At 72.7% G+C, this 17,460-nt stretch carries 16 protein-coding genes and 1 pseudogene; 9 read left to right on the top strand and 8 right to left on the bottom strand.

Annotated features, from left to right (window positions below; translation table 11 throughout):
- Positions 1 to 12: 12 nt before the first annotated feature.
- The 7 genes from ACZ60X_RS39085 (at position 13) to ACZ60X_RS39055 (ending at position 7,876) form a co-directional block, all read left to right on the top strand.
- The gene (locus ACZ60X_RS39085) at positions 13 to 1,158 is read left to right on the top strand and encodes a substrate-binding domain-containing protein (protein ID WP_469609420.1); all 1,146 of its coding nucleotides are present in this window, start codon (positions 13 to 15) and stop codon (positions 1,156 to 1,158) included.
- A 112-nt stretch (positions 1,159 to 1,270) separates the two neighbouring features.
- The gene (locus ACZ60X_RS39080; RefSeq protein ID WP_469609416.1) at positions 1,271 to 2,623 is read left to right on the top strand and encodes an ABC transporter substrate-binding protein; all 1,353 of its coding nucleotides are present in this window, start codon (positions 1,271 to 1,273) and stop codon (positions 2,621 to 2,623) included.
- Positions 2,624 to 2,652: 29 nt separating this feature from the next.
- A complete protein-coding gene (locus ACZ60X_RS39075; RefSeq protein ID WP_469609413.1) occupies positions 2,653 to 3,636 on the top strand; it encodes a carbohydrate ABC transporter permease in 984 nt (327 codons plus the stop codon).
- Positions 3,633 to 4,499: a carbohydrate ABC transporter permease gene (locus tag ACZ60X_RS39070; protein ID WP_469609411.1), complete on the top strand. Its 867-nt coding sequence runs from the start codon at positions 3,633 to 3,635 to the stop codon at positions 4,497 to 4,499. The genes ACZ60X_RS39075 and ACZ60X_RS39070 overlap by 4 nt, the downstream gene beginning before the upstream one ends.
- 23 nt (positions 4,500 to 4,522) lie before the next feature.
- Positions 4,523 to 5,500: a hydroxyacid dehydrogenase gene (locus ACZ60X_RS39065; protein WP_469609490.1), complete on the top strand. Its 978-nt coding sequence runs from the start codon at positions 4,523 to 4,525 to the stop codon at positions 5,498 to 5,500.
- A complete protein-coding gene (locus tag ACZ60X_RS39060) occupies positions 5,497 to 7,377 on the top strand; it encodes a DUF2264 domain-containing protein (RefSeq protein WP_469609409.1) in 1,881 nt (626 codons plus the stop codon). Before ACZ60X_RS39065 ends, ACZ60X_RS39060 begins: the two co-directional genes overlap by 4 nt.
- Positions 7,378 to 7,516: 139 nt before the next feature.
- Positions 7,517 to 7,876, top strand: coding sequence for a low affinity iron permease family protein (locus tag ACZ60X_RS39055; protein ID WP_469609407.1), 360 nt, complete (start codon positions 7,517 to 7,519; stop codon positions 7,874 to 7,876).
- Between the two features lie 993 nt (positions 7,877 to 8,869).
- On the opposite strand, the gene ACZ60X_RS39050 is transcribed toward ACZ60X_RS39055, so the two are convergent.
- The 4 genes from ACZ60X_RS39050 to ACZ60X_RS39035 form a co-directional block, all read right to left on the bottom strand.
- On the bottom strand, positions 8,870 to 9,346 hold the full coding sequence (locus ACZ60X_RS39050; protein WP_469609404.1) for a hypothetical protein: 477 nt from the start codon (positions 9,344 to 9,346) through the stop codon (positions 8,870 to 8,872).
- Between the two features lie 264 nt (positions 9,347 to 9,610).
- A complete protein-coding gene (locus ACZ60X_RS39045) occupies positions 9,611 to 10,354 on the bottom strand; it encodes a class I SAM-dependent methyltransferase (RefSeq protein ID WP_469609401.1) in 744 nt (247 codons plus the stop codon).
- 308 nt (positions 10,355 to 10,662) lie between these two features.
- Positions 10,663 to 11,526 (bottom strand): alpha/beta fold hydrolase, encoded by an 864-nt coding sequence (locus ACZ60X_RS39040; RefSeq protein WP_469609398.1) that lies wholly within the window; start codon positions 11,524 to 11,526, stop codon positions 10,663 to 10,665.
- 271 nt (positions 11,527 to 11,797) lie between these two features.
- Positions 11,798 to 12,709, bottom strand: coding sequence for a DMT family transporter (locus ACZ60X_RS39035; RefSeq protein WP_469609395.1), 912 nt, complete (start codon positions 12,707 to 12,709; stop codon positions 11,798 to 11,800).
- Positions 12,710 to 12,966: 257 nt separating this feature from the next.
- On the opposite strand from ACZ60X_RS39035, the gene ACZ60X_RS39030 reads away from it, so the two are divergent.
- Positions 12,967 to 14,025 (top strand): MGDG synthase family glycosyltransferase, encoded by a 1,059-nt coding sequence (locus ACZ60X_RS39030; RefSeq protein WP_469609487.1) that lies wholly within the window; start codon positions 12,967 to 12,969, stop codon positions 14,023 to 14,025.
- Between the two features lie 163 nt (positions 14,026 to 14,188).
- Here the strand turns inward: ACZ60X_RS39030 and ACZ60X_RS39025 are convergent, their stop codons facing one another.
- Both ACZ60X_RS39025 and ACZ60X_RS39020 read right to left on the bottom strand, forming a co-directional pair.
- Positions 14,189 to 15,004, bottom strand: a complete 816-nt coding sequence (locus tag ACZ60X_RS39025; RefSeq protein WP_469609392.1) for a polysaccharide deacetylase family protein — start codon at positions 15,002 to 15,004, stop codon at positions 14,189 to 14,191.
- A 69-nt stretch (positions 15,005 to 15,073) separates the two neighbouring features.
- Positions 15,074 to 15,880, bottom strand: coding sequence for an SDR family NAD(P)-dependent oxidoreductase (locus tag ACZ60X_RS39020; RefSeq protein WP_469609390.1), 807 nt, complete (start codon positions 15,878 to 15,880; stop codon positions 15,074 to 15,076).
- 342 nt (positions 15,881 to 16,222) lie between these two features.
- Here ACZ60X_RS39020 and ACZ60X_RS39015 point away from each other — a divergent pair, with 342 nt between their 5' ends.
- Complete coding sequence (locus ACZ60X_RS39015) at positions 16,223 to 17,125, top strand: DMT family transporter (protein WP_469609387.1); 903 nt, start codon at positions 16,223 to 16,225, stop codon at positions 17,123 to 17,125.
- 58 nt (positions 17,126 to 17,183) lie between these two features.
- Here ACZ60X_RS39015 and ACZ60X_RS39010 read toward each other — a convergent pair whose 3' ends face one another.
- Entirely contained in the window at positions 17,184 to 17,315 is a 132-nt protein-coding gene (locus ACZ60X_RS39010) for a hypothetical protein (RefSeq protein WP_469609383.1), read from the bottom strand.
- A 56-nt stretch (positions 17,316 to 17,371) separates the two neighbouring features.
- A pseudogene (locus tag ACZ60X_RS39005) lies at positions 17,372 to 17,431 on the bottom strand (SPW repeat protein); the annotation flags it as partial.
- Positions 17,432 to 17,460 lie beyond the last annotated feature (29 nt).

The following is a 17,460-nucleotide window of genomic DNA, read 5'->3' as shown; positions in this document are numbered from 1 at the left end:
GGGGCCAACAGCATGCGCGAACCGGTCGATCTCAGGCGGCAGCGGATCCTCGCCGCGGTGCGCTCACGCGGCGCGACCCGGGTCACCGATCTCGCCGCCGAGCTGGCGGTGTCGGTGGTGACCATCCGGCGCGACGTCGAGGAACTGGCCCGCGATGGCAAGCTGCGCCGCGGGCACGGCGTGGCCCGCCCCGTGCTGCCCGTGACGCAGCGGACGGCCACGCCCGCGCCGCCCCCGGCCGACGGAGGTCCGGTCGCGGTCGTGGTGCCCGAACGTCACGCGTATCTGTACGAGGCGCTGCACGGCGCCCGCACCGCGTTCGAAGAGGCCGGGGTGCGCATCGCGCTGCACATCGCGCCGGCCGTTCCAGGGGCCGAACAGCCGTTGGTGGAACGTGCGTTGGCGGACGGCGCGCGCGGCCTGCTGATCGCCCCGCGCTGGCGCAGCCGCAGCACGGAGGAGTCGGACTACACCTGGCTGTCCCGCCTGGACGTGCCCACGGTGCTGATGGAGCGCAGGCCCCGGCGCGGCAGCGCGCTGCACGCCGTGGACACCGTCTGCACGGACCACTGGTACGGCATCCATCTCGCCGTCGCCCACCTCACGGAACTGGGCCATCGGCGCATCGTGCTCGCCGCGCGCGACGACAGCCCGACGGCGCGCGCCATCCGTGCCGCGTTCACCGAGATCGCGGCGGACCACCCGGGCATCGAGCGGTGGACCGTGGTGCTCAGCTCGCCCGGCGCGGTGCCCGACCCCGAGCCGGGCACGGTCGCCGAGCGGCCGGTCGAACTCCCCTCGCTGATAGCCGAGTCGGGGGCGACGGCCGCCGTGCTGCACGGCGACGTGGACGCCCTGATGCTGGTGCAGGCGCTGCGCGACAACGGGGTGCGGGTGCCCGAGGACTGCTCCGTGATCGCGTACGACGACGTGGTCGCGGCGCTCGGCAGCACCCCCCTGACCGCGGTGTCCCCGCCGAAGGCGGACGTGGGCCGGGCGGCGGCGGAACTGCTCCTGCGCCGGCTCGACCCACGGGATCCCGAGGCGGCCACCGCGCCCGCGCGGCGGGTGGAGCTGCTGCCCGTGCTGAAGGTACGCGGTTCGACGCAGGCACCACACGCCCCGGCGATCCCGGAGTCAACTCCCGTACCCCGATGAGCGTTTGAGCGATTCATTTTCTTCTGATTGATCTATTGACCGGGTGAGTTAAGTCGATCAGTATTCCCGTGACTCGAACACGCAGGAGCCGTAGGAGCCGCGGGAGGCGTCCATGCCTGGTCGACACAGCCGTCGATCCGTGCTCACCGCGATCACCGCGCTGCCGCTGACGGGCGCCCTGGGCGCATGCAGCGGGAACGACAGCGCGTCCGTCCGATCCGGGGGCAGCAGCAGGTCCGGTACCAAAGGCACCACCACCATCACGTTCTGGTCCGCACTGCGCGGGAGCCGGCAGGTGGTGGACGCGTTCAACAGGACACACGACCACATCCACGTCGACTTCGAGCAGATACCCTCCGGCACACAGGGCGGATATCTGAAACTCAGCAACGCGGCACGGGCGGGCAACGCCCCCGACGTCGCCACCCTCGAGTACCCCCAGCTGCCGGGCTTCGCCATCGACGGCGTGGCCCGCGACATCACCTCGCTGATGAGCGACGCCCTGCGAGCCAAGCTGCTGCCGCAGTCGCTCGGCCAGACGACGTTCGGCAAACGCACGTACAGCGTGCCGCTCGACATCGAGCCCATGGTCCTGCACTACCGCAAGGACCTGTTCGACAGGTTCGGCCTCGACGTCCCCGCCACCTGGGACGAGTACGCCGAGCTGGCCCGCACGGTGCGACGCACGGACGGGGGCCGCAGGCTCGCCGCCTTCCCCACCGACGGCATGCCGCAGATGGCCGCCTGGTGCTGGCAGGCCGGGGCGCAGTGGTTCGACATCTCCCACGGCGCCTGGAACGTCTCCATGGTGGACGCCCCGACCCGGAAGGTCGCCGCCTACTGGCAGCGGCTCATCGACGAGGACCTCGTCTACTGCAACTCCACCACCGCCCGCCTCTACGACGCGCAGATCGGCAATGGCCTGGTCCTGACCCGGCTCAGCGGCGCCTGGGACGCGGGCGCGCAGATGAAGGCGCGCCCGGAGCAGAAGGGCGAGTGGCGCATCGCACCGCTCCCGCAGTGGACGCCCGGCAAGCCGGCGCTCGGCACGCACGGCGGCTCGACGTTCGCCGTCACGAAGGACAGCGAGTACCCCGAGGCCGCCATGGAGTTCATCGAGTGGCAGGTCGCCCACCCCGATGCCCTCAGGGCCCGCCTGTCCAGCGGAGCGAGCAGCCAGTACCCCGCCGCGACCGGGCTCATCCCCATAGGGCGGGCCGCGTTCGACCGCGCGTACTACGGCGGCCAGGACATCTACCGGCTGTTCGAGGAGGAGGCCCACAAGATCCGCGACGGCTGGGTGTGGGGCCCGCGCATGACCGCCACCGGCTATGTCATGCAGGACGCGTTCGCCCGGGCGGGCGCCGGCTCCGGCACGATCCTGTCCGCCATGCGCGCCGCCCAGGAAGGCACGATGCCCGATCTCAAGGCGCTGGGCCTCGCCACCACCCAGCACTCGACGTGACCGCCGCACCTCTGACAGGCAGGTGACCCATGACCGCGACAGCCCACGTCCCGTCGGCGCAGGCCGCCACGCCGCAGGCGGCGGACGCCGCCCGGCGCAAGGCGCAGCGCGCGGCGAAACGCCGCCGCAGCGGCGCCGCGGGCGTCCTGATGGCGCCGTTCTTCGCTCTCCTCACCCTCGTCTTCCTCATCCCGGTCGGCACGGCGGTGTGGCTGAGCTTCTTCAGCGCCGACGAGCCGGGCCTCGGTTTCGGACCCGAACGCACCGTCTTCGTGGGACTGCGCTCCTACGCCGCCGTCCTCAGCGACCCCACGTTCCTGGCCGGGCTGAGCACGGTCGGCCTGTACTGCGTGATCTACATCCCGCTGATGGTGATCGGCTCCCTGGCGCTCGCCCTGCTGCTCGACTCCGGAGTCGTCCGGTTGCGCGCCTGGGCCCAGCTGGGCCTGTTCCTGCCGCACGCGGTGCCCGGCATCATCGCCGCCCTGATCTGGCTGTACCTGTACACGCCCGGCATCAGCCCGGTCATCGAGACACTCGGCAAGGCCGACATCACGGTCGACTTCCTCGGACTGCACACCACACTGCCGTCGATCGTCAACATCGCCCTGTGGAGCAACCTCGGCTACAACATGGTGGTGTTCTACGCGGCCCTCCAGGCGGTCCCGCGCGAGGTGCTGGAGGCGTCCGTGGCCGACGGCGCCGGGCCCGTGCGCACCGCGCTCCAGGTCAAGACGCCCCTCGTGCGCTCCTCGATCGTCATGGTCGCCATGTTCACACTCATCTGGGCGCTGCAGCTGTTCACCGAGCCGATGCTGCTCCACCAGTCCTCACAGATGATCAACACCCGGTTCTCGCCGAGCATGTACATCTACGACGCCGCCTTCAGCCGGAACAACTACTCACTGGCGGCCGCCGCGTCGGTGATCCTTCTGGTGATCACCATCGCCCTCTCCTACGGGGTCACCCGCTGGACCAACCGCGTCGACTCGGCCGAGGAGAACGCACGATGAGCGCCACGGACCACCCCACCCCGCTGCGCCCGCGCCTGCTGGGCCGGGCGGCCGTCAACGCCGTCGTCGCACTCTCCGTGCTGTACACACTGCTGCCGGTGATGTGGCTGCTGCTCGCCGCGTCGAAGTCCCGCGACGCCCTGTTCAGCAGCAGCATCCTGTCGTTCAGCGACTTCTCCCTGGTCCGCAACGTCAAGGACCTGTTCGCCATGGACGGCGGACTGTACGGGCGCTGGTACGGCAACAGCCTGCTCTACGCCGTCCTCGGCGCGGGGCTCGGCGCGCTGATCAGCGTCGCCTGCGGGTACGCCTTCGACAAGTACCGCTTCCGGCACAGGGAGAAGCTGTTCGGTCTCGTGCTGGCGGCCGTCATGGTGCCGCAGACCGTGCTCGCGCTGCCGCTGTACCTCATCGCGTCCGAGACCGGGGTCGTGAACACCTTCTGGTCGGTGTTCATCCCCGTGCTGTTCAACCCGTTCGGCGTGTACCTGGGCCGCATCTTCGCCCAGGGCTATGTGCCCGACGAGATCCTGGAGGCCGCGCGCATGGACGGCGCCGGCGAGTTGACGACGTACGTACGGGTGTCGCTGCGCATGCTGGGACCCGGCCTGGTCACCGTCTTCCTCTTCCAGCTGACGGCGATCTGGAACAACTTCTTCCTGCCGATGGTGATGCTGTCCAACCAGAACCTCTATCCCGTCAGCCTGGGGCTGTACCAGTGGAACAGCCAGGCGTCCGTCTCGCCCGAGTACTACCCGGTGGTGATCATGGGCTCGCTCCTCGCGGTCCTCCCTCTCATCCTCGCGTTCATCCTCCTCCAGCGGTTCTGGCGGTCAGGCCTGACGGCGGGGGCGGTCAAGTGACCAAGCCGCGCGCGGCGCTGGCCATGTCGCCCGAGGCGGCGGCCGCCGTCTTCACCCCGCGGTCGCTGGCCGCGCTCGGAGAGGTGTGCGACCTCGCGCCGCCGGTCCTCGACGACCTGAGGACCGTACGCGCGTACGACATCCTCGCCGAGGCCGAGGTGCTCGTCACCAGCTGGGGGTGCCCGCCCCTCGACGCGGACGTCCTCACGGCCGCGCCCCGGCTCAAAGCCGTGGTGCACGCGGCCGGGTCCGTGCGCGGACACGTCACCGACGCCTGCTGGGACCGCGGCATCGAGGTGTCCTCGGCGGCCGCGGCCAACGCGCTGCCGGTCGCCGAGTACACGCTCGGTATGATCCTGCTGCACGGAAAGCACGTACTGGAGCGGGCCCGCGACTTCCGCCGCACCCGCGAGCGCGCGAACTGGCTGCGCACCCCGCGCGAGGTGGGCAACTACCGCCGCACCGTGGGCATCCTCTCCGCCTCCCTGATCGGCCGGCGCGTCATCGAACTGCTGCGCCCCTTCGACTACGAGGTGCTGCTGCACGACCCGTACGTCAGCGGAGCCGAAGCCGCCGAGCTGGGCGTGCGGTGGGTGGACCTGCCCGAACTCTTCGCCCGCAGCGACCTGTTGAGCGTCCACACCCCGCTGCTGCCCGCCACCCACGGGCTCGTCAGCCGCGAGCTGCTGGCTGCGATGCGGCCCGGCGCCACGCTGATCAACACCTCACGCGGCGCGGTCGTCGACCAGGACGCGCTCACCGAGGCGGTGCGCGGCGGCCGTATCCGGGCCGTGCTCGACGTGACGGACCCCGAGGTGCTGCCCGCCGGCCACCCGCTGTGGGACTGCCCGAACGCACTGATCACCCCCCACCTCGCCGGCTCCCAGGGCAACGAATGGGAACGGCTCGCCGACACCGCCGTCGGCGAGGTGGCCCGCTGGGCGGCGGGAGACGGTTTCGCCCATCCCGTACGACGCGAAAGGCTGGCCTTCCTGGCATGAGCATCCCGTTCGAACTTCCCGCCGAGAACCGCGAGTCGAGCCCGCACACCGGCTACACCCGGGCCCACTGGGAGGCCGTCGCCGACGGGCTGCTCGACGCCGCCTGGCGCTGGGCGACCCCGGGCGGCGCCCTCCTCGACCTGCCGGGGCGCCCCTCCCGGTCCGGCGTCCGCTCGGACGGCCTGGAGGGGTACGCCCGCACCTTCCTGACGGCCGGCTTCCGCATCGCCGGAGCCCACGGCAAGGACCCGCACGGCCGGCTGGAACGGTATGCGGCAGGTCTCGCGGCGGGCACCCGCACACCCGGACGGGACGACGCCGAATCGTGGCCGCTGATCCTGGACCACCATGTGCAGGGCCAGCCGATGGTGGAGTCGGCGTCGGTGGCACTCGGCCTGTCACTGACCCGGCGGTGGCTGTGGGACCGGCTCGACCAGGACGTACGAGACCGGGCCGAGGCATGGCTGCGCGGCGCCGTCACGCACACCCCCGCACCGAACAACTGGTACCTCTTCCCGTTCATGGTCGCGTCGTTCCTGGAGTCGGTCGGCCGCGGCGACCGGGCGACGGCGCGGGCCAGGGACCGGGCGCTCGACCTCATGGAGACGTGGTACCGGGGCGACGGCTGGTACGCGGACGGCGACGGGCGCGCCTTCGACCACTACAACGGCTGGGCGCTGCACCTGTACCCGCTGCTCCACGCGCATCTGACGGGCGACACGGCCCTCTTTGACCGTTTCGGGCCCCGGCTGCGCGAGCATCTGACGGGATTCTCGCTGCTGTTCGGCGCGGACGGGGCGCCGATCCATTTCGGGCGCTCGCTCACGTACCGGTTCGCGGCGTCGGCGGCGGTCGCCGTGGGCGCCGTCACGGGACACACCCCCCTGTCCCCGGGCACGGCACGCCGCCTCATCAGCGGAAACCTGCGCTACTTCCTCGACCGGGGCGCGGTGCGCGACGACGGACTGCTCAGCCTGGGATGGCACGGCCCGCACACCGCCACCCTGCAGTCGTATTCCGGACCCGCCTCCCCCTACTGGGCGTCCAAGGCCTTCGTCGCGCTGCTCGCGCCGGAGGACGACCCCCTGTGGACGGCGACCGAGGAGCCGGCGCCGAGCGAGGGCGCCGACCGGGTGCTCGCGCTGCCCGCGCCCGGACTGCTCGTGCAGTCGACCGTGAGCGACGGGATCGTGCGCCTGCACAACCACGGCAGTGACCACGTCCGGCCGCACGAGGGCGAATCCCCGGCGGAGGACGATCCGCTGTACGGCCGCCAGGCCTACTCCACCCACACGGGCCCCACATCAGCGGCCAACATCGCGGACAACCACCTGTCCGTCGAGATCGGCGGTGTCGCCAGCGTACGGCGGCGCATCCATCCGCTCGGCGCGGGCCAGGGCGACGGGTGGGGGTGGGCGGCGTCCTGGCACCGGCCGGTGTTCGTCTCCGGACCGCCGATGGTTCCGGGCCTGCGCGTCGAGAGCGTGACGGTGGCCCGCGGGCGCCACGAACTGCGGATCCACCGCGTGGTCGGGGCACCGCACGGAGCCCGGGTCACGCTCACGGGCTGGGCGACGCTGGCACTGCGCTCCGAGCTGGTCGGGCTGCACGGCTGGCGCGAGGCGGACCGGGCGCGCGCGCCCGAGGGCACCGCGTACGAGCCGTGGGTGCGGATGCCCCGGCTGTCCGCCGAGGTCCAGGGCACGGAGGTGTTCGCCGCGCTCGCAGCCCTGGGCGCCGACACCGGCACCGGCACGCCGGCGCTCGCCGCCGCCGTCACGGAAGCCACCTGGGACGGCTGGGAGTTGCGCGTGCGCTGGGCGGACGGCCCCCGGACCGTCGTGGCCTTCGAACCGCTCCGGGTGACGGCGGTGTAGCGGTCGCGCGGGGGGCACCACCGGGGCGGCGAGCGCGCCGGCCCGGTGTTCCGTACAGGTGAGGCGTCGCACTCATCGGTCGGGCTCTGCCGGGGCACTCGGTGGGCAGTTCCAGCCCTGGCCCAGGAGGGTGAAGATCATGGTCCTGCGACATCCCGCCGAGGGGGGCAAGGGGAGGTTCGAGCGGTTCGCCGAGATCGCGTCGAACGTGACCAGCTCGCCCGTGTTCTACGCGTTCTGCGTGCTGCTGGTCGCCTTCTTCGTCGCCGCGCATGCCGCGGGTCTGGCGGTCCCGCAGCAACTGCTCGCCGGTGACCTGATGACCTGCGTGACCCTGTTGCTGCTGACCTTGCTGAAGAACTCCGAGCGGCGGGCCGAGCACGCCGTCCAGCGCAAGCTCGACGCGATCGCCGCGGCGCTCCTGGAGCAGGGGGAGGGCGAGGCGCGCAAGGCTCAGGAGGATCTCCGCCGTGCCATCAGGATGGAAGAGGAGCTGTGAGCGCGGGGTCGCGCCGAACCCAGGAATCCGGCGGGGCCGCGCGTCGCACTGATCGGACGACCGCGCACTGTGTCCCTCAGCCGTCAGGACAGGCCCGAGTGCCTTCGCCGGGGATCGGCCACTGCGTCGTGGGCGATCATGGACCGCCGCCCTGGCGCGAGAGCGCCCGGACAGCCGGCCGCCGCGTGCCGCCGTGGCAGGGCGGACACTGCCCGGCCGGCCCGAGGCGCGCAGAAGCGCGATCACCGCGCCGGCGCGAGCCTTCGCCCGTGCCGTGACCGCCGACCAGGCGGGCAGGAACCCGCCCGCAGGACTCAGCCCGCCCGCCACGGCCGACCAGGCGGACCGCCGGCTCCCGGCCGGCGTATCCCACCCCAGCCGCTCCCTGCATCTCGGCTGCGGTCTGGTGGCCTACGTCGGGCTCGTGGAGGCGGCGGAGCCGCGGCCCGGCGACACCGTCTTCGTCTCCAGCGCGGCCGGGGGCCGCGGGCAGCCTGACGGGGCAGACCGCACGGCTCAAAACTACTGCTGGCTGCGCGACGGATCCATCGTCTACGAAGAGATGGTGATCGAAGGGCGGGAGCGCGCGCCGGGGGCACTGCACCGCGAGGTGATAGGTGCGCTGGCCGCGCGGACCGGATCGACGACCCGGGCCCTGCGCTGTGACGAGGAGCAGGGCCTTCCGGAGTACGACCGGACACCGCCGGGCTCCCGGTCTACGGGCCGACCTCGGACAACCCGTGCCCGCAACGTCGACCGCGACTTTGCCGGCCTCCGGACTCACCGTCGAGAACGTCAAGTCGTTCGTGCGCTACCTCGACAGCGATCTGCCGGAGGTGTTCGCGTACTCGCCGCCGGCAAGAGGCCGCCTGACCGGCCGTGCCTCCGAGTGGCCCAGGGCCGGCGTGGGTGTAGCCGCCGTCGATGAAAGGAGCCTGACCGGAGGCTCGCCGACGCTCGGGGGATGGAGCGTGGGGCCGCACCGGCGTCCGGCTACTGGCCCGGCAGGCATGCGGAGCGCCTCGACGAGTGCGACGGCGCCGTCCGCCCCGGCATCCTCACGGAACACGGCGCCGATCCGTCGGGCGAGGTGCCGGCCGGGGCGAGGCACCACTGCCACCACTCGTCCAGGCGTCGCGCGTTCAGCTGCTGCGCCTGCACCAGCGCGGGCCAGGCAGGGGCCCGGGCCTGCGCAGTCGCCTTGGCGCCGCCCGGGACGGGGTCGAGGGCCGGCGCCGGGACGCCGGCCCGCAGCGCCAGCACCAGGCCGTGCAGCCGGTCCGTGACCTCGACGTCCAGGCGGGCGAGTACCGACTGCGGCTGGGCGGAGGTCGCGCTCAGGCGCCAGTCGCGGCTGTCCAGTCGCGTGTCCAGCGGCAGGCGCGCACAGTCCTCCGCGGCGATCCACCGGGTCACCCCGTCGGCCAGCCCGGCCGTGCCGGCGCTGAGCGCCGTACTCGTGCTGCCCATACGTGAGAATCACCCCGGCGACCGGCGGCGACGGGAGGGCCGGCGCGTGGGCGCCGCCGGAGCGCCCCGGGCCGGCACACGGTGGAAGCCCGTGGCGGTGCGGATGCCGGGGCCGATGACCGACGTGCCGAACGCGACGCGTACAGGTGGAGAAGCGGCGGTGCAGTTCGACGCGGTTCAGGGCCGGCACGTCCCCGGCGGTCGCCTCGCCGTCCCGAAAACTGAGCCACCCGGCCGTTCCGGTGGCCAGGGCGGTCGCACCTGTCAGGCACGGCAGCGCAGCATCTCCAGCGGCGGGTAGGCGAGGAGATCGGCCCAGAACTCCTCGCCGAACTCACGGATGCCGGCCTCCGACACCCGCAGCGGCACCCATTCCACGTCGCTGAACCCGGCCGTCCGCAGACACGTCTCGTAGACCTCACGGCGGGGGACCGCGCTGACGATGCTGATCGGCTGCGGATCGAGGAGAGCCGTGACCCGCACCCGCGGGCCCGTCTCGATCTCCTCACCCGTCGGCTCGCAGCGGAACCCGTACGTGTCCAGCGACGGACAGTCGAACCGGTAGTCGGGCTTCTGGGCGAGGACGAAGAACGCGCCACCCGGTACCAGGCCGCGATGGATGGTGCGGCACATCCGCTCCATCGACGCGATGTCCTCTGCGTAGTTGAGGCACTGCACTCCCAACGCGATGTCGAAGCGCCGGTCGAGAGGCCGCAGTTCGGTCACGTCACCGACCTCGTAGTGCACGCCCAGCGGGTCACGCCGGTCGATCTCCCGTGCGGCGGCGATCATCTCGACGGAGATGTCGACACCGAGCACGTCACCGGCGCCGCGCCGCTTGACCTCCCTGCTGTAGAAACCGGTGCCGCACGCCAGGTCGAGAACCGACTTGCCGCTCACGTCCCCGACCAGGCCGAGGAAGCTCGGCACCTCCCCGTAACGCATCAGCGGCAGGGACTTGAACCCCTCGAACGCCTCACCGATCTCGTCGTACTGCTGCACGCTCACGTGCCGCCCCCTCCTGTGCGTGATCCTGTACGTCATCCCGTACGTGGCCAGGCCGGCCCTCCGCATGCGGTGGCTCACCGGGCCGCGGTCGTGGCAGCGAGTCTTCCCCGGCCCGGTCCGGCGGTCGTACTGGCAGATGACACAAAGAAGGTGGCGGGGTGATCCTCCTATCACCCAACGCGGCACGTCCGACGTGCGAAGCGACGGCGTGGGCGGCGCGCGGCGGTCGATGACGCCCTCCGGCGCGGGACGGTTCCGCCGCGCCGGGTCCTCATCACCTCGGCGTCGTCACGCGGCGCCGCGCACGGTCAGGCGGACCGAACGGTGAGCGAGGCGAGTTCGCCCAGGACTCGAGCCGCCGGCGCCGGGTCGGTCAGCCACTTCAGATGGCTGCCCCGGAGCGTGCGGACGTCGTACGGGTTGTCCGGCGTCAGCGCGTCGCCCTCCCGGATCAGCCGGTCCTGCAGGGCGAGCGGCAAACTCATGTCATCGGTCAGCCGTACGAAGGTCTTCGGGATGCGGCCCCAGGTCGCGGCCTGTGCCCGGTCGGCGGAGGTGCCGACGTCCAGGTTCTCGTCGGGCTGGAAGGTGTTCAGGAAGGTCAGGAACTCCTCGTCGGTGCCGTCGGCCAGGAAGGCCGCCTTGAACGCCGCGAGGGCCGCCGGGTCCGAGGTGCGGAAGTTGAAGCGCAGCAGGCCGAGTTCGGCCGGGTTCCCGGCCAACGCCCGGCCCAGTGAGGAGGCGTCGACGGTGGCCATCTCCGGCTCGGCGTAGTAGTCGTTGACGTCCAGATCGACGGGGCACCAGGCCGCGACGTAGACGATGCGGTCGATCAGGTCGGGCCGCGCGTTGGCCGCGGCGGTGGCCGTGACACCGCCACGACTGTGCGAGACGAGAATCACCGGCCCGTTCTCCTTGGCCCGTTCCAGGACCCCTATCAGATGCGCGGCGTTGTCGGCGAGCGTGACCCCCTTGAGCGCTCCCGGTGCGCCGGCGAGAGCGTCGAGATCCTGCGGCGCCTGGTACGCGCGCAGGTAAGTCGCCCCGAAACCGTGCCCCGGCAGGTCGACCGCGACCGACCGGTGCCCGAGAAGGCCGAGTTCGGCCTGGAGCGGCGCGAAGGAAAAGGAGTTCGCGAAGGCTCCATGAACCAGTACGAACGTCGGCTGCATCTGTCTCCCCACTCTCTGGGCCCTCCACCGGCGCCACGCGCGCCGGAGATGGGTTGTAGTCCGGCGCCGTCCGGGGCGCTGCCCAGCGGTCGAGGACGCGGTCTCGATCGACACGATCAGGGCCGGCCGCCCGGTCACCCCGTGGGACGCTACGCAGCGAAGATCACCGACGCAACCGGTACCGTCCCATCCGTTTCTCTGTCCGCCGCCCCCTCTTTTTCGCTGATCGGGTCCCTCACGCCCGCCTTCTGGTGGTTCAGGCGCTCGTGGGTCAGGTGTTGTGGCGGAGCCCTCGGGATTCCGGTTCCTTCTCGTCCCAGTCGTCGCCGCCGGCCACCATCGACGACCGGGTGAGGCCGACGATGCCGATGGCCATGAGACCCACCCCCGCGGCCTCGGGCACCAGGCGCCAGCCCAGCGCGATGCTCTCTCCGAACAGCAGGCCGCCGAGGGTGACGCTGATCAGGGCGTCTCCCAGGGTCAGAGCCGGCTGTGACGCGGCCAGGGTGCCTGCCCGCAGCGTCCACTGCAGCAGCAGCACGCTCAGCATGCCGGTGGCGGCCCCGGCGTACGTGTGCCAGGTGGTGAAGACCGCGGCTGGGCCGTCCGCAAAGCGTGCGGTCACCTCCTTGATGAGCGCGGCGGTGGTGGCGAAGCAGGCGGCGGTCGCGGCGCCCAGCGTGGCGGCCTGCAGCGGGCCGCGCAGGCGCAGGGCGGCCGCCAGCAGGATGGCCACACAACCCGCCAGCCCGCCTCCGACGGCGAGCCAGCGCCAGTTGCCGGCCCGGTCACCACCCGGTGACGGGGACGCGCTGAGCAGGAAGACGGCCAATCCGACGGCGAGCATCACGAAGGACCGCCACGTCGCGGCGTCGGGCCGTCGGCGGAACACGACCGCGCCGACGAGCAGGGTGAACAGCAGCTCGGTGGCCAGCAGCGGCTGCACCACCATCAGCTCTCCGGAGTCCAGCGCGATCACCTGGAAGACGGCGGACAGCACCAGGGCCGTCGCCCCGGCCCACCAGTACGGGCGCCGCAGGAGCCCCGCGAGGCGCGCCGCAACCGCCGCGGTGCCGCGCCGGGTGACCTCGTCCGGTTCCACGGCGGCACGGCGCTGCAGCACCGAGGCCGCCGCATTGGACAGCGCGGACAGCAGGGCCATGACGATGGTGAGCGCGTTCATGCGGATGCCTGTCGTTCACGGGGACTCGGCCGACGACCGCCGGGCATGCGGCGGGCGGGCGGGCGACGGCAGGCAGAGGCGGATGGGCGGTGCGGCTGGTACCTGTTGCCCGCTGCTGGATACGACGTAATCATGCCGCATATGTACCTGTCCGTCCCGATCACCTGCCCGTGCCCCCGCTCGGTCGTGCCATTGCCGAGCGCCGCCGAGCCGGGGTGGCGGGTGCCGTGAGCCGTCTGCTGGTCATCAGCGCGAGCATGGGGTCGGGCCACGACGCGGTGGCCGGTGAGCTGGTCCGGCGGCTGCACTCGGCCGGGCACGAGGCGGTGCGCACGGACGTGCTGGAGATGCTGCCCGTCGGCATCGGGGCCGGGCTGCGGAGCTTCTACCGAGGGGCGGTCCGGCGTGTCCCCGGGCTCTACGCGGGCATCTACGCCGCCTTCTTCCGCTCCGGTGGCGGTCCACGGCCGGGCAGCGCGCCGCTCGCCGCGCTCGCCGAGACCCGTTTGCGCACGGAAGTGGCACGCGCGGAGGCGGACGCGGTCGTCTCGGTGTTCCACCTGGCCGCCCAGCTGACCGGCCGGATGCGGGCGCGGGGGCGGTTGGCGGTGCCCAGCGCGGTGTTCGTCACCGACTTCGCCGTCCACCGGCAGTGGCTGCATCGGGGGAACGACCTCCACCTGTGCCTGACCCCCGAGATCGCCCAGGAGGTGCGGCAGGGCCTGGGCCGGCCCGCAACCGCCTGCGGCCCGCTGCTGGCGGACCGCTTCCACCCGCACCCGGCGGGTGAGGCGCGATGGCGCCGGCGGCTCATGCGCGGCGACGGTCGCCCGCCCGTGCTGTTGTCCACCGGCGCGTGGGGGGTGGGAAGCCGGCTGCGGACGACGGCCCGGCTGCTGGCCGGCGCGGGCTACCTGCCGGTCGCCCTGTGCGGGCGGAACGAGCGCCTGCGTCGCCTGCTGGCGGAGGTGCCGGGCACGCTCGCGCTGGGCTGGGTGGAGGACATGCCGGGCTTGATCGCGGCCAGCCGTGCACTGGTCGACAACGCCGCGGGGCAGACGGCGCTGGAGGCGCTCGCCGTCGGCGTACCGGTGGTCGGGTACCGGCCGATCCCGGGCCATGGCGCCGACGGGGTGCGGCGGATGGCGGAGCTGGGCCTCGTCGAGCACGCGGCCGATTCCTGGCAATTGGTGGAGTCCCTGCACCGCCTGACTTCGGGCGGACCGGCGCCCGGCCGTGGGCCGGACGTCGCCCACCGCCTGTTGCGAGGCGATGTCGTCGGCCCGTTGGAGCGGCTGACCGGCCCGACACAGTGACGCCGTGGCGCCCGAGGGAGTGCGTTTCCCTGCTGCCGCCGGTCCGGCCGCCTGCCGTGGCTGTCGTCGAGCCGGCGGTGCCTGCCACGACGGTCGACCGACGGGTGTCCGCCACGGCCCCCGCCTGACGGATCTCGGGCTGCTGATCCCCAGTCGCTGCCCGCTACGGCTGCCGCCCAGTCAGGTGACTGCCACGGTCGCCGGCCGGTGCCGGTGCCGGTGCCGCTGCCGCGGGCGGACCGTCTCCGACGCCGTGCTCGCCGAGCGGCCCCACCGTGAGACCGGCTGTCCGGATCGCGGCCACCACACCGGGCAGGGCGGCCAATGCCGCGTGCCAGCAACCCGGTGCCGCGTGGCGGTCGGTATCGTGCAGCAGCATCGTGCCGCCACCGCGCAGATCGCGCAGGACGGCCGCCGCCACGGACTCGGCGGTGGCGTCCGCTGTCCAGTCGCGACCCCAGGCCGTCCACAGGACCGGACGCAGTCCCGTACGGCACGCGGCCAGCAGCCGGTCTCCGGTCAGTACGCCGTACGGCGGTCGGTACCAGACGGGAACGACGCCGGACACCTCCGCCACCGCATGCGCGGCCCGCGCCAGCTGCCGGGCCTCCCGGATCGGAGCCGGCAGCCAGGACCGGCCGTGCGTCCAGCCGTGGACCGCGAGTTCGTGTCCGCGCCGGACGATGTCGTGGGCCAGTCGCCGGTGGCACAGGACCTGCTCCCCGAGGACGAAGAACGTGGCACGGACCGCCAACTCGTCCAGCGCGGCGAGGAAGGCGGGAGTCGATCGGGGGTCCGGTCCGTCGTCGAACGTGAGCGCCACATGGTCGCCGCTGCCGACCCCCGCCAGGGCCGGCAGCCATGCACGCCGTGGGCCGGGGAGCCAGGTCCCGGCCGGCACGATGTGGGCGGCGGCGACGAGCGCCGGAAGGGCGGCGGCCGTAGCGAACAACCTGCCCCGATCGACGCTGCCGAGCATCTCCCCGCCTCCGCCTTTCGAAGTGTTTCGCCTGCTTGTTCTGTCTGCGCTGCGTCCCTGTCGTGCCGGTCAGCCGAACCGAGCCGCCAGGCGCCGGTACGACCGGGGCGCGAGGACGCGAACCATCGCCGGCAGCCGGAGCCAGCCGGGCACGAACACCTCCTGGCGGTCCCGGCGCACCGCGTCGACGACGGCGGCGGCCACCCGTTCGGGAGGCACCGGACGCGGGCGGGCGCGGGAGTACGGCACGCCCCTGCGGGCGAAGAAGGGGGTGTCGACCACGCCCGGCACGATGTGGGTCAGCCGCACGCCGGTGCCGCGCAGTTCGTACCGCAGGGCGTCGGCGAAGACACCGAGCGCCCCCTTCGCCGCGGAGTACACCGCTTCCTCCCGCACCCCGAGGGTTCCCGCCACCGAGCCGATCAGCACCAGCCGTCCCCGGCGTCGCGCCACCATGTGGGGCAGGATCTGCCGGACCAGGAGCACCACCGAGGTCAGGTCGACGGTGAGCACCTGGTCCACATCGCTGACGGGCATCGACGTGAACGGGCCGGCCCAGCCCGCTCCAGCCGCGGCGACCAGCAGATCGATGCCCGGTGCCTGCTGCAGGGACCGGTCCACCAGCCGTCGGGCGCCGTCGGCGGTGGCCAGGTCGCACGCGATCGCGGCGCCGGACGTCTCGCGCGCCACCGCGTCCAGCCGGGCACGGTCACGTCCGGAGACCAGCAGCGTCCATCGCTCCTCCGCCAGGGCCCGTGCGACCGCGGCTCCGATTCCCGAGGAGGCACCCGTCACGAGCGCCACGCCGGCGGTGGGCGCGGTGCCTGGCAGCGGGGGAGACGAGGGCGGGTACGGATCCGCCGTGGCGTATCCCAAGCTGACCTCCTCAGGGCCTCGGCGGGGCGTCGGATGCCGCGGGCCGCCCGCGTGCGCACCGACACCGCGGCATACGTGTCTCCGGCGACGGCAACGACCAGCCAGAGGTAGCCGGAATCCACGGATCTCAAACCTGCTGGCGGGCAGTCGGCCGCTGTCGCGCCGCCGACCCGGCCGTACCGGACGAACCGGGTGCCACCGCCGGGCGACGGTGCGGTGATCGCGCGGCCTGGTGGTCATGCCCGCGCGCCGGTAGGCCGCGCGTGTGTCATTGCGGAACGCTCCCGGCCGGGCCGCGGCCGTCGTCGACTCGGTGCCGGGACAGGGCAGGAGGATGGCTCCGTGGTGTACCTCCTCGGCGTGCCTGCCGCATGTCTGCTGGGCTTCGGCTTCGTGCTCCAGCAGCACGCGGCTGAGCGTGAACCGCTGGCCTTGATGCTGTCGTTCAGGCTGCTGTTGGATCTCGTCCGGGTGCCGCTGTGGTTGGCCGGTATCGGCTGCATGGTCCTGGGGCAGGTCCTCGGGGCACTCGCGCTGACCCACGGCAGCCTGGCCCAGGTGGAGCCGTTGCTCACCACGAACCTGCTCTTCGCGATGGCGCTCGCCCGGCTGATGGGGGACCAGCCGCTCGGCTGGTCGGGATGGTCGGGCGCGCTCGCCCTGAGCGGCGGGGTGGCGGCGATCATCCTGGCGGGGCGCCCGCACAGCGGGCAGGGCCACGTCGGGGCGCTGCAGCACTGGATCGTGATCGCCTGTGTGCTGGCGCTGGCCGGATTCCTCGTCGCCCTCGCCCAGCGGCTGCCACTGCCGTACCGGCCACCCTTCCTGGCCGCCGCGGCCGGGTCGCTCTACGGGCTCCAGGACGCGCTCACCCGCGTCTGCGGCGGGATCGTGGGCGAGAGCGGCATCACCGGACTGCTCGTCTCGTGGGAGCCCTGGGCGGTCGTGACCCTGGCGGTGGTGGGGCTGCTCCTGGTGCAGAGCGCCTTCGAGGCCGGGCCGTTGCGCCTGTCCCTGCCCGCGTTGACGGTCGCCGAGCCGATGAGCGGCATCGCCTGCGGCATCGGCTTCCTCCACGACGAGCTGCGCACGTCGCCCGGTGCACTGGCCTGGCAGGCGGCCGGAGTGGCCGCGGCGGTCAGCGGCGTCTTCGTCCTCGGACGGCACCCTGCCCTGCCCAGTGGCTCACGCCGCCCCGAGCCGCCGGCTCACCGCCGTCCGCGCCGCCCCGGCGGCCGGCGGTGACAGGCGGGTGTGAGGAGCGTGCCGCCTCCGCGAGCGGGGATGCGGCACGCTCCTCGACTCACCGATGAGCCGGACGGGTGACGCCGATGGTGAGGCCCATCGCTGCGAGACTCAGCACCATGGTGACGGCACCGAGCCAGCAGTTGTTCCAGACGATGCCGGCACGGGCGCCGTGCGTCGCCGTGACCACCCAGGGGAGACCAGGAGCCAGACGCCGAGGGGCACGACCGTCCACGTGAGGCGGAACATCCGCTCCGGGACCAGGGTCAGCCCGAAACCGATCAGACCGACGGTGATGCCGACGATCAGAGTGTTGACGGTGATGTTCGGCTGAC

The sequence above is a fragment of the Streptomyces sp. NPDC104106 genome (assembly GCF_055584345.1).
Note: the sequence above shows the minus strand (reverse complement) of the source record. Positions and strands in the feature narration are given on the sequence as shown.

What these genes read in the sequence shown, in the direction of transcription:
- ACZ60X_RS39055 (WP_469609407.1), top strand. Translation starts at nt 7,517, where the DNA reads ATGGTCCTGCGACATCCCGCCGAGGGGGGCAAGGGGAGGTTCGAGCGG.
- ACZ60X_RS39060 (WP_469609409.1), top strand. Translation starts at nt 5,497, where the DNA reads ATGAGCATCCCGTTCGAACTTCCCGCCGAGAACCGCGAGTCGAGCCCG.
- ACZ60X_RS39075 (WP_469609413.1), top strand. Translation starts at nt 2,653, where the DNA reads ATGACCGCGACAGCCCACGTCCCGTCGGCGCAGGCCGCCACGCCGCAG.
- ACZ60X_RS39085 (WP_469609420.1), top strand. Translation starts at nt 13, where the DNA reads ATGCGCGAACCGGTCGATCTCAGGCGGCAGCGGATCCTCGCCGCGGTG.
- ACZ60X_RS39080 (WP_469609416.1), top strand. Translation starts at nt 1,271, where the DNA reads ATGCCTGGTCGACACAGCCGTCGATCCGTGCTCACCGCGATCACCGCG.
- ACZ60X_RS39040 (WP_469609398.1), bottom strand. Translation starts at nt 11,526, where the DNA reads ATGCAGCCGACGTTCGTACTGGTTCATGGAGCCTTCGCGAACTCCTTT.
- ACZ60X_RS39030 (WP_469609487.1), top strand. Translation starts at nt 12,967, where the DNA reads ATGGGGTCGGGCCACGACGCGGTGGCCGGTGAGCTGGTCCGGCGGCTG.
- ACZ60X_RS39025 (WP_469609392.1), bottom strand. Translation starts at nt 15,004, where the DNA reads ATGCTCGGCAGCGTCGATCGGGGCAGGTTGTTCGCTACGGCCGCCGCC.
- ACZ60X_RS39035 (WP_469609395.1), bottom strand. Translation starts at nt 12,709, where the DNA reads ATGAACGCGCTCACCATCGTCATGGCCCTGCTGTCCGCGCTGTCCAAT.
- ACZ60X_RS39065 (WP_469609490.1), top strand. Translation starts at nt 4,523, where the DNA reads ATGTCGCCCGAGGCGGCGGCCGCCGTCTTCACCCCGCGGTCGCTGGCC.
- ACZ60X_RS39050 (WP_469609404.1), bottom strand. Translation starts at nt 9,346, where the DNA reads ATGGGCAGCACGAGTACGGCGCTCAGCGCCGGCACGGCCGGGCTGGCC.
- ACZ60X_RS39070 (WP_469609411.1), top strand. Translation starts at nt 3,633, where the DNA reads ATGAGCGCCACGGACCACCCCACCCCGCTGCGCCCGCGCCTGCTGGGC.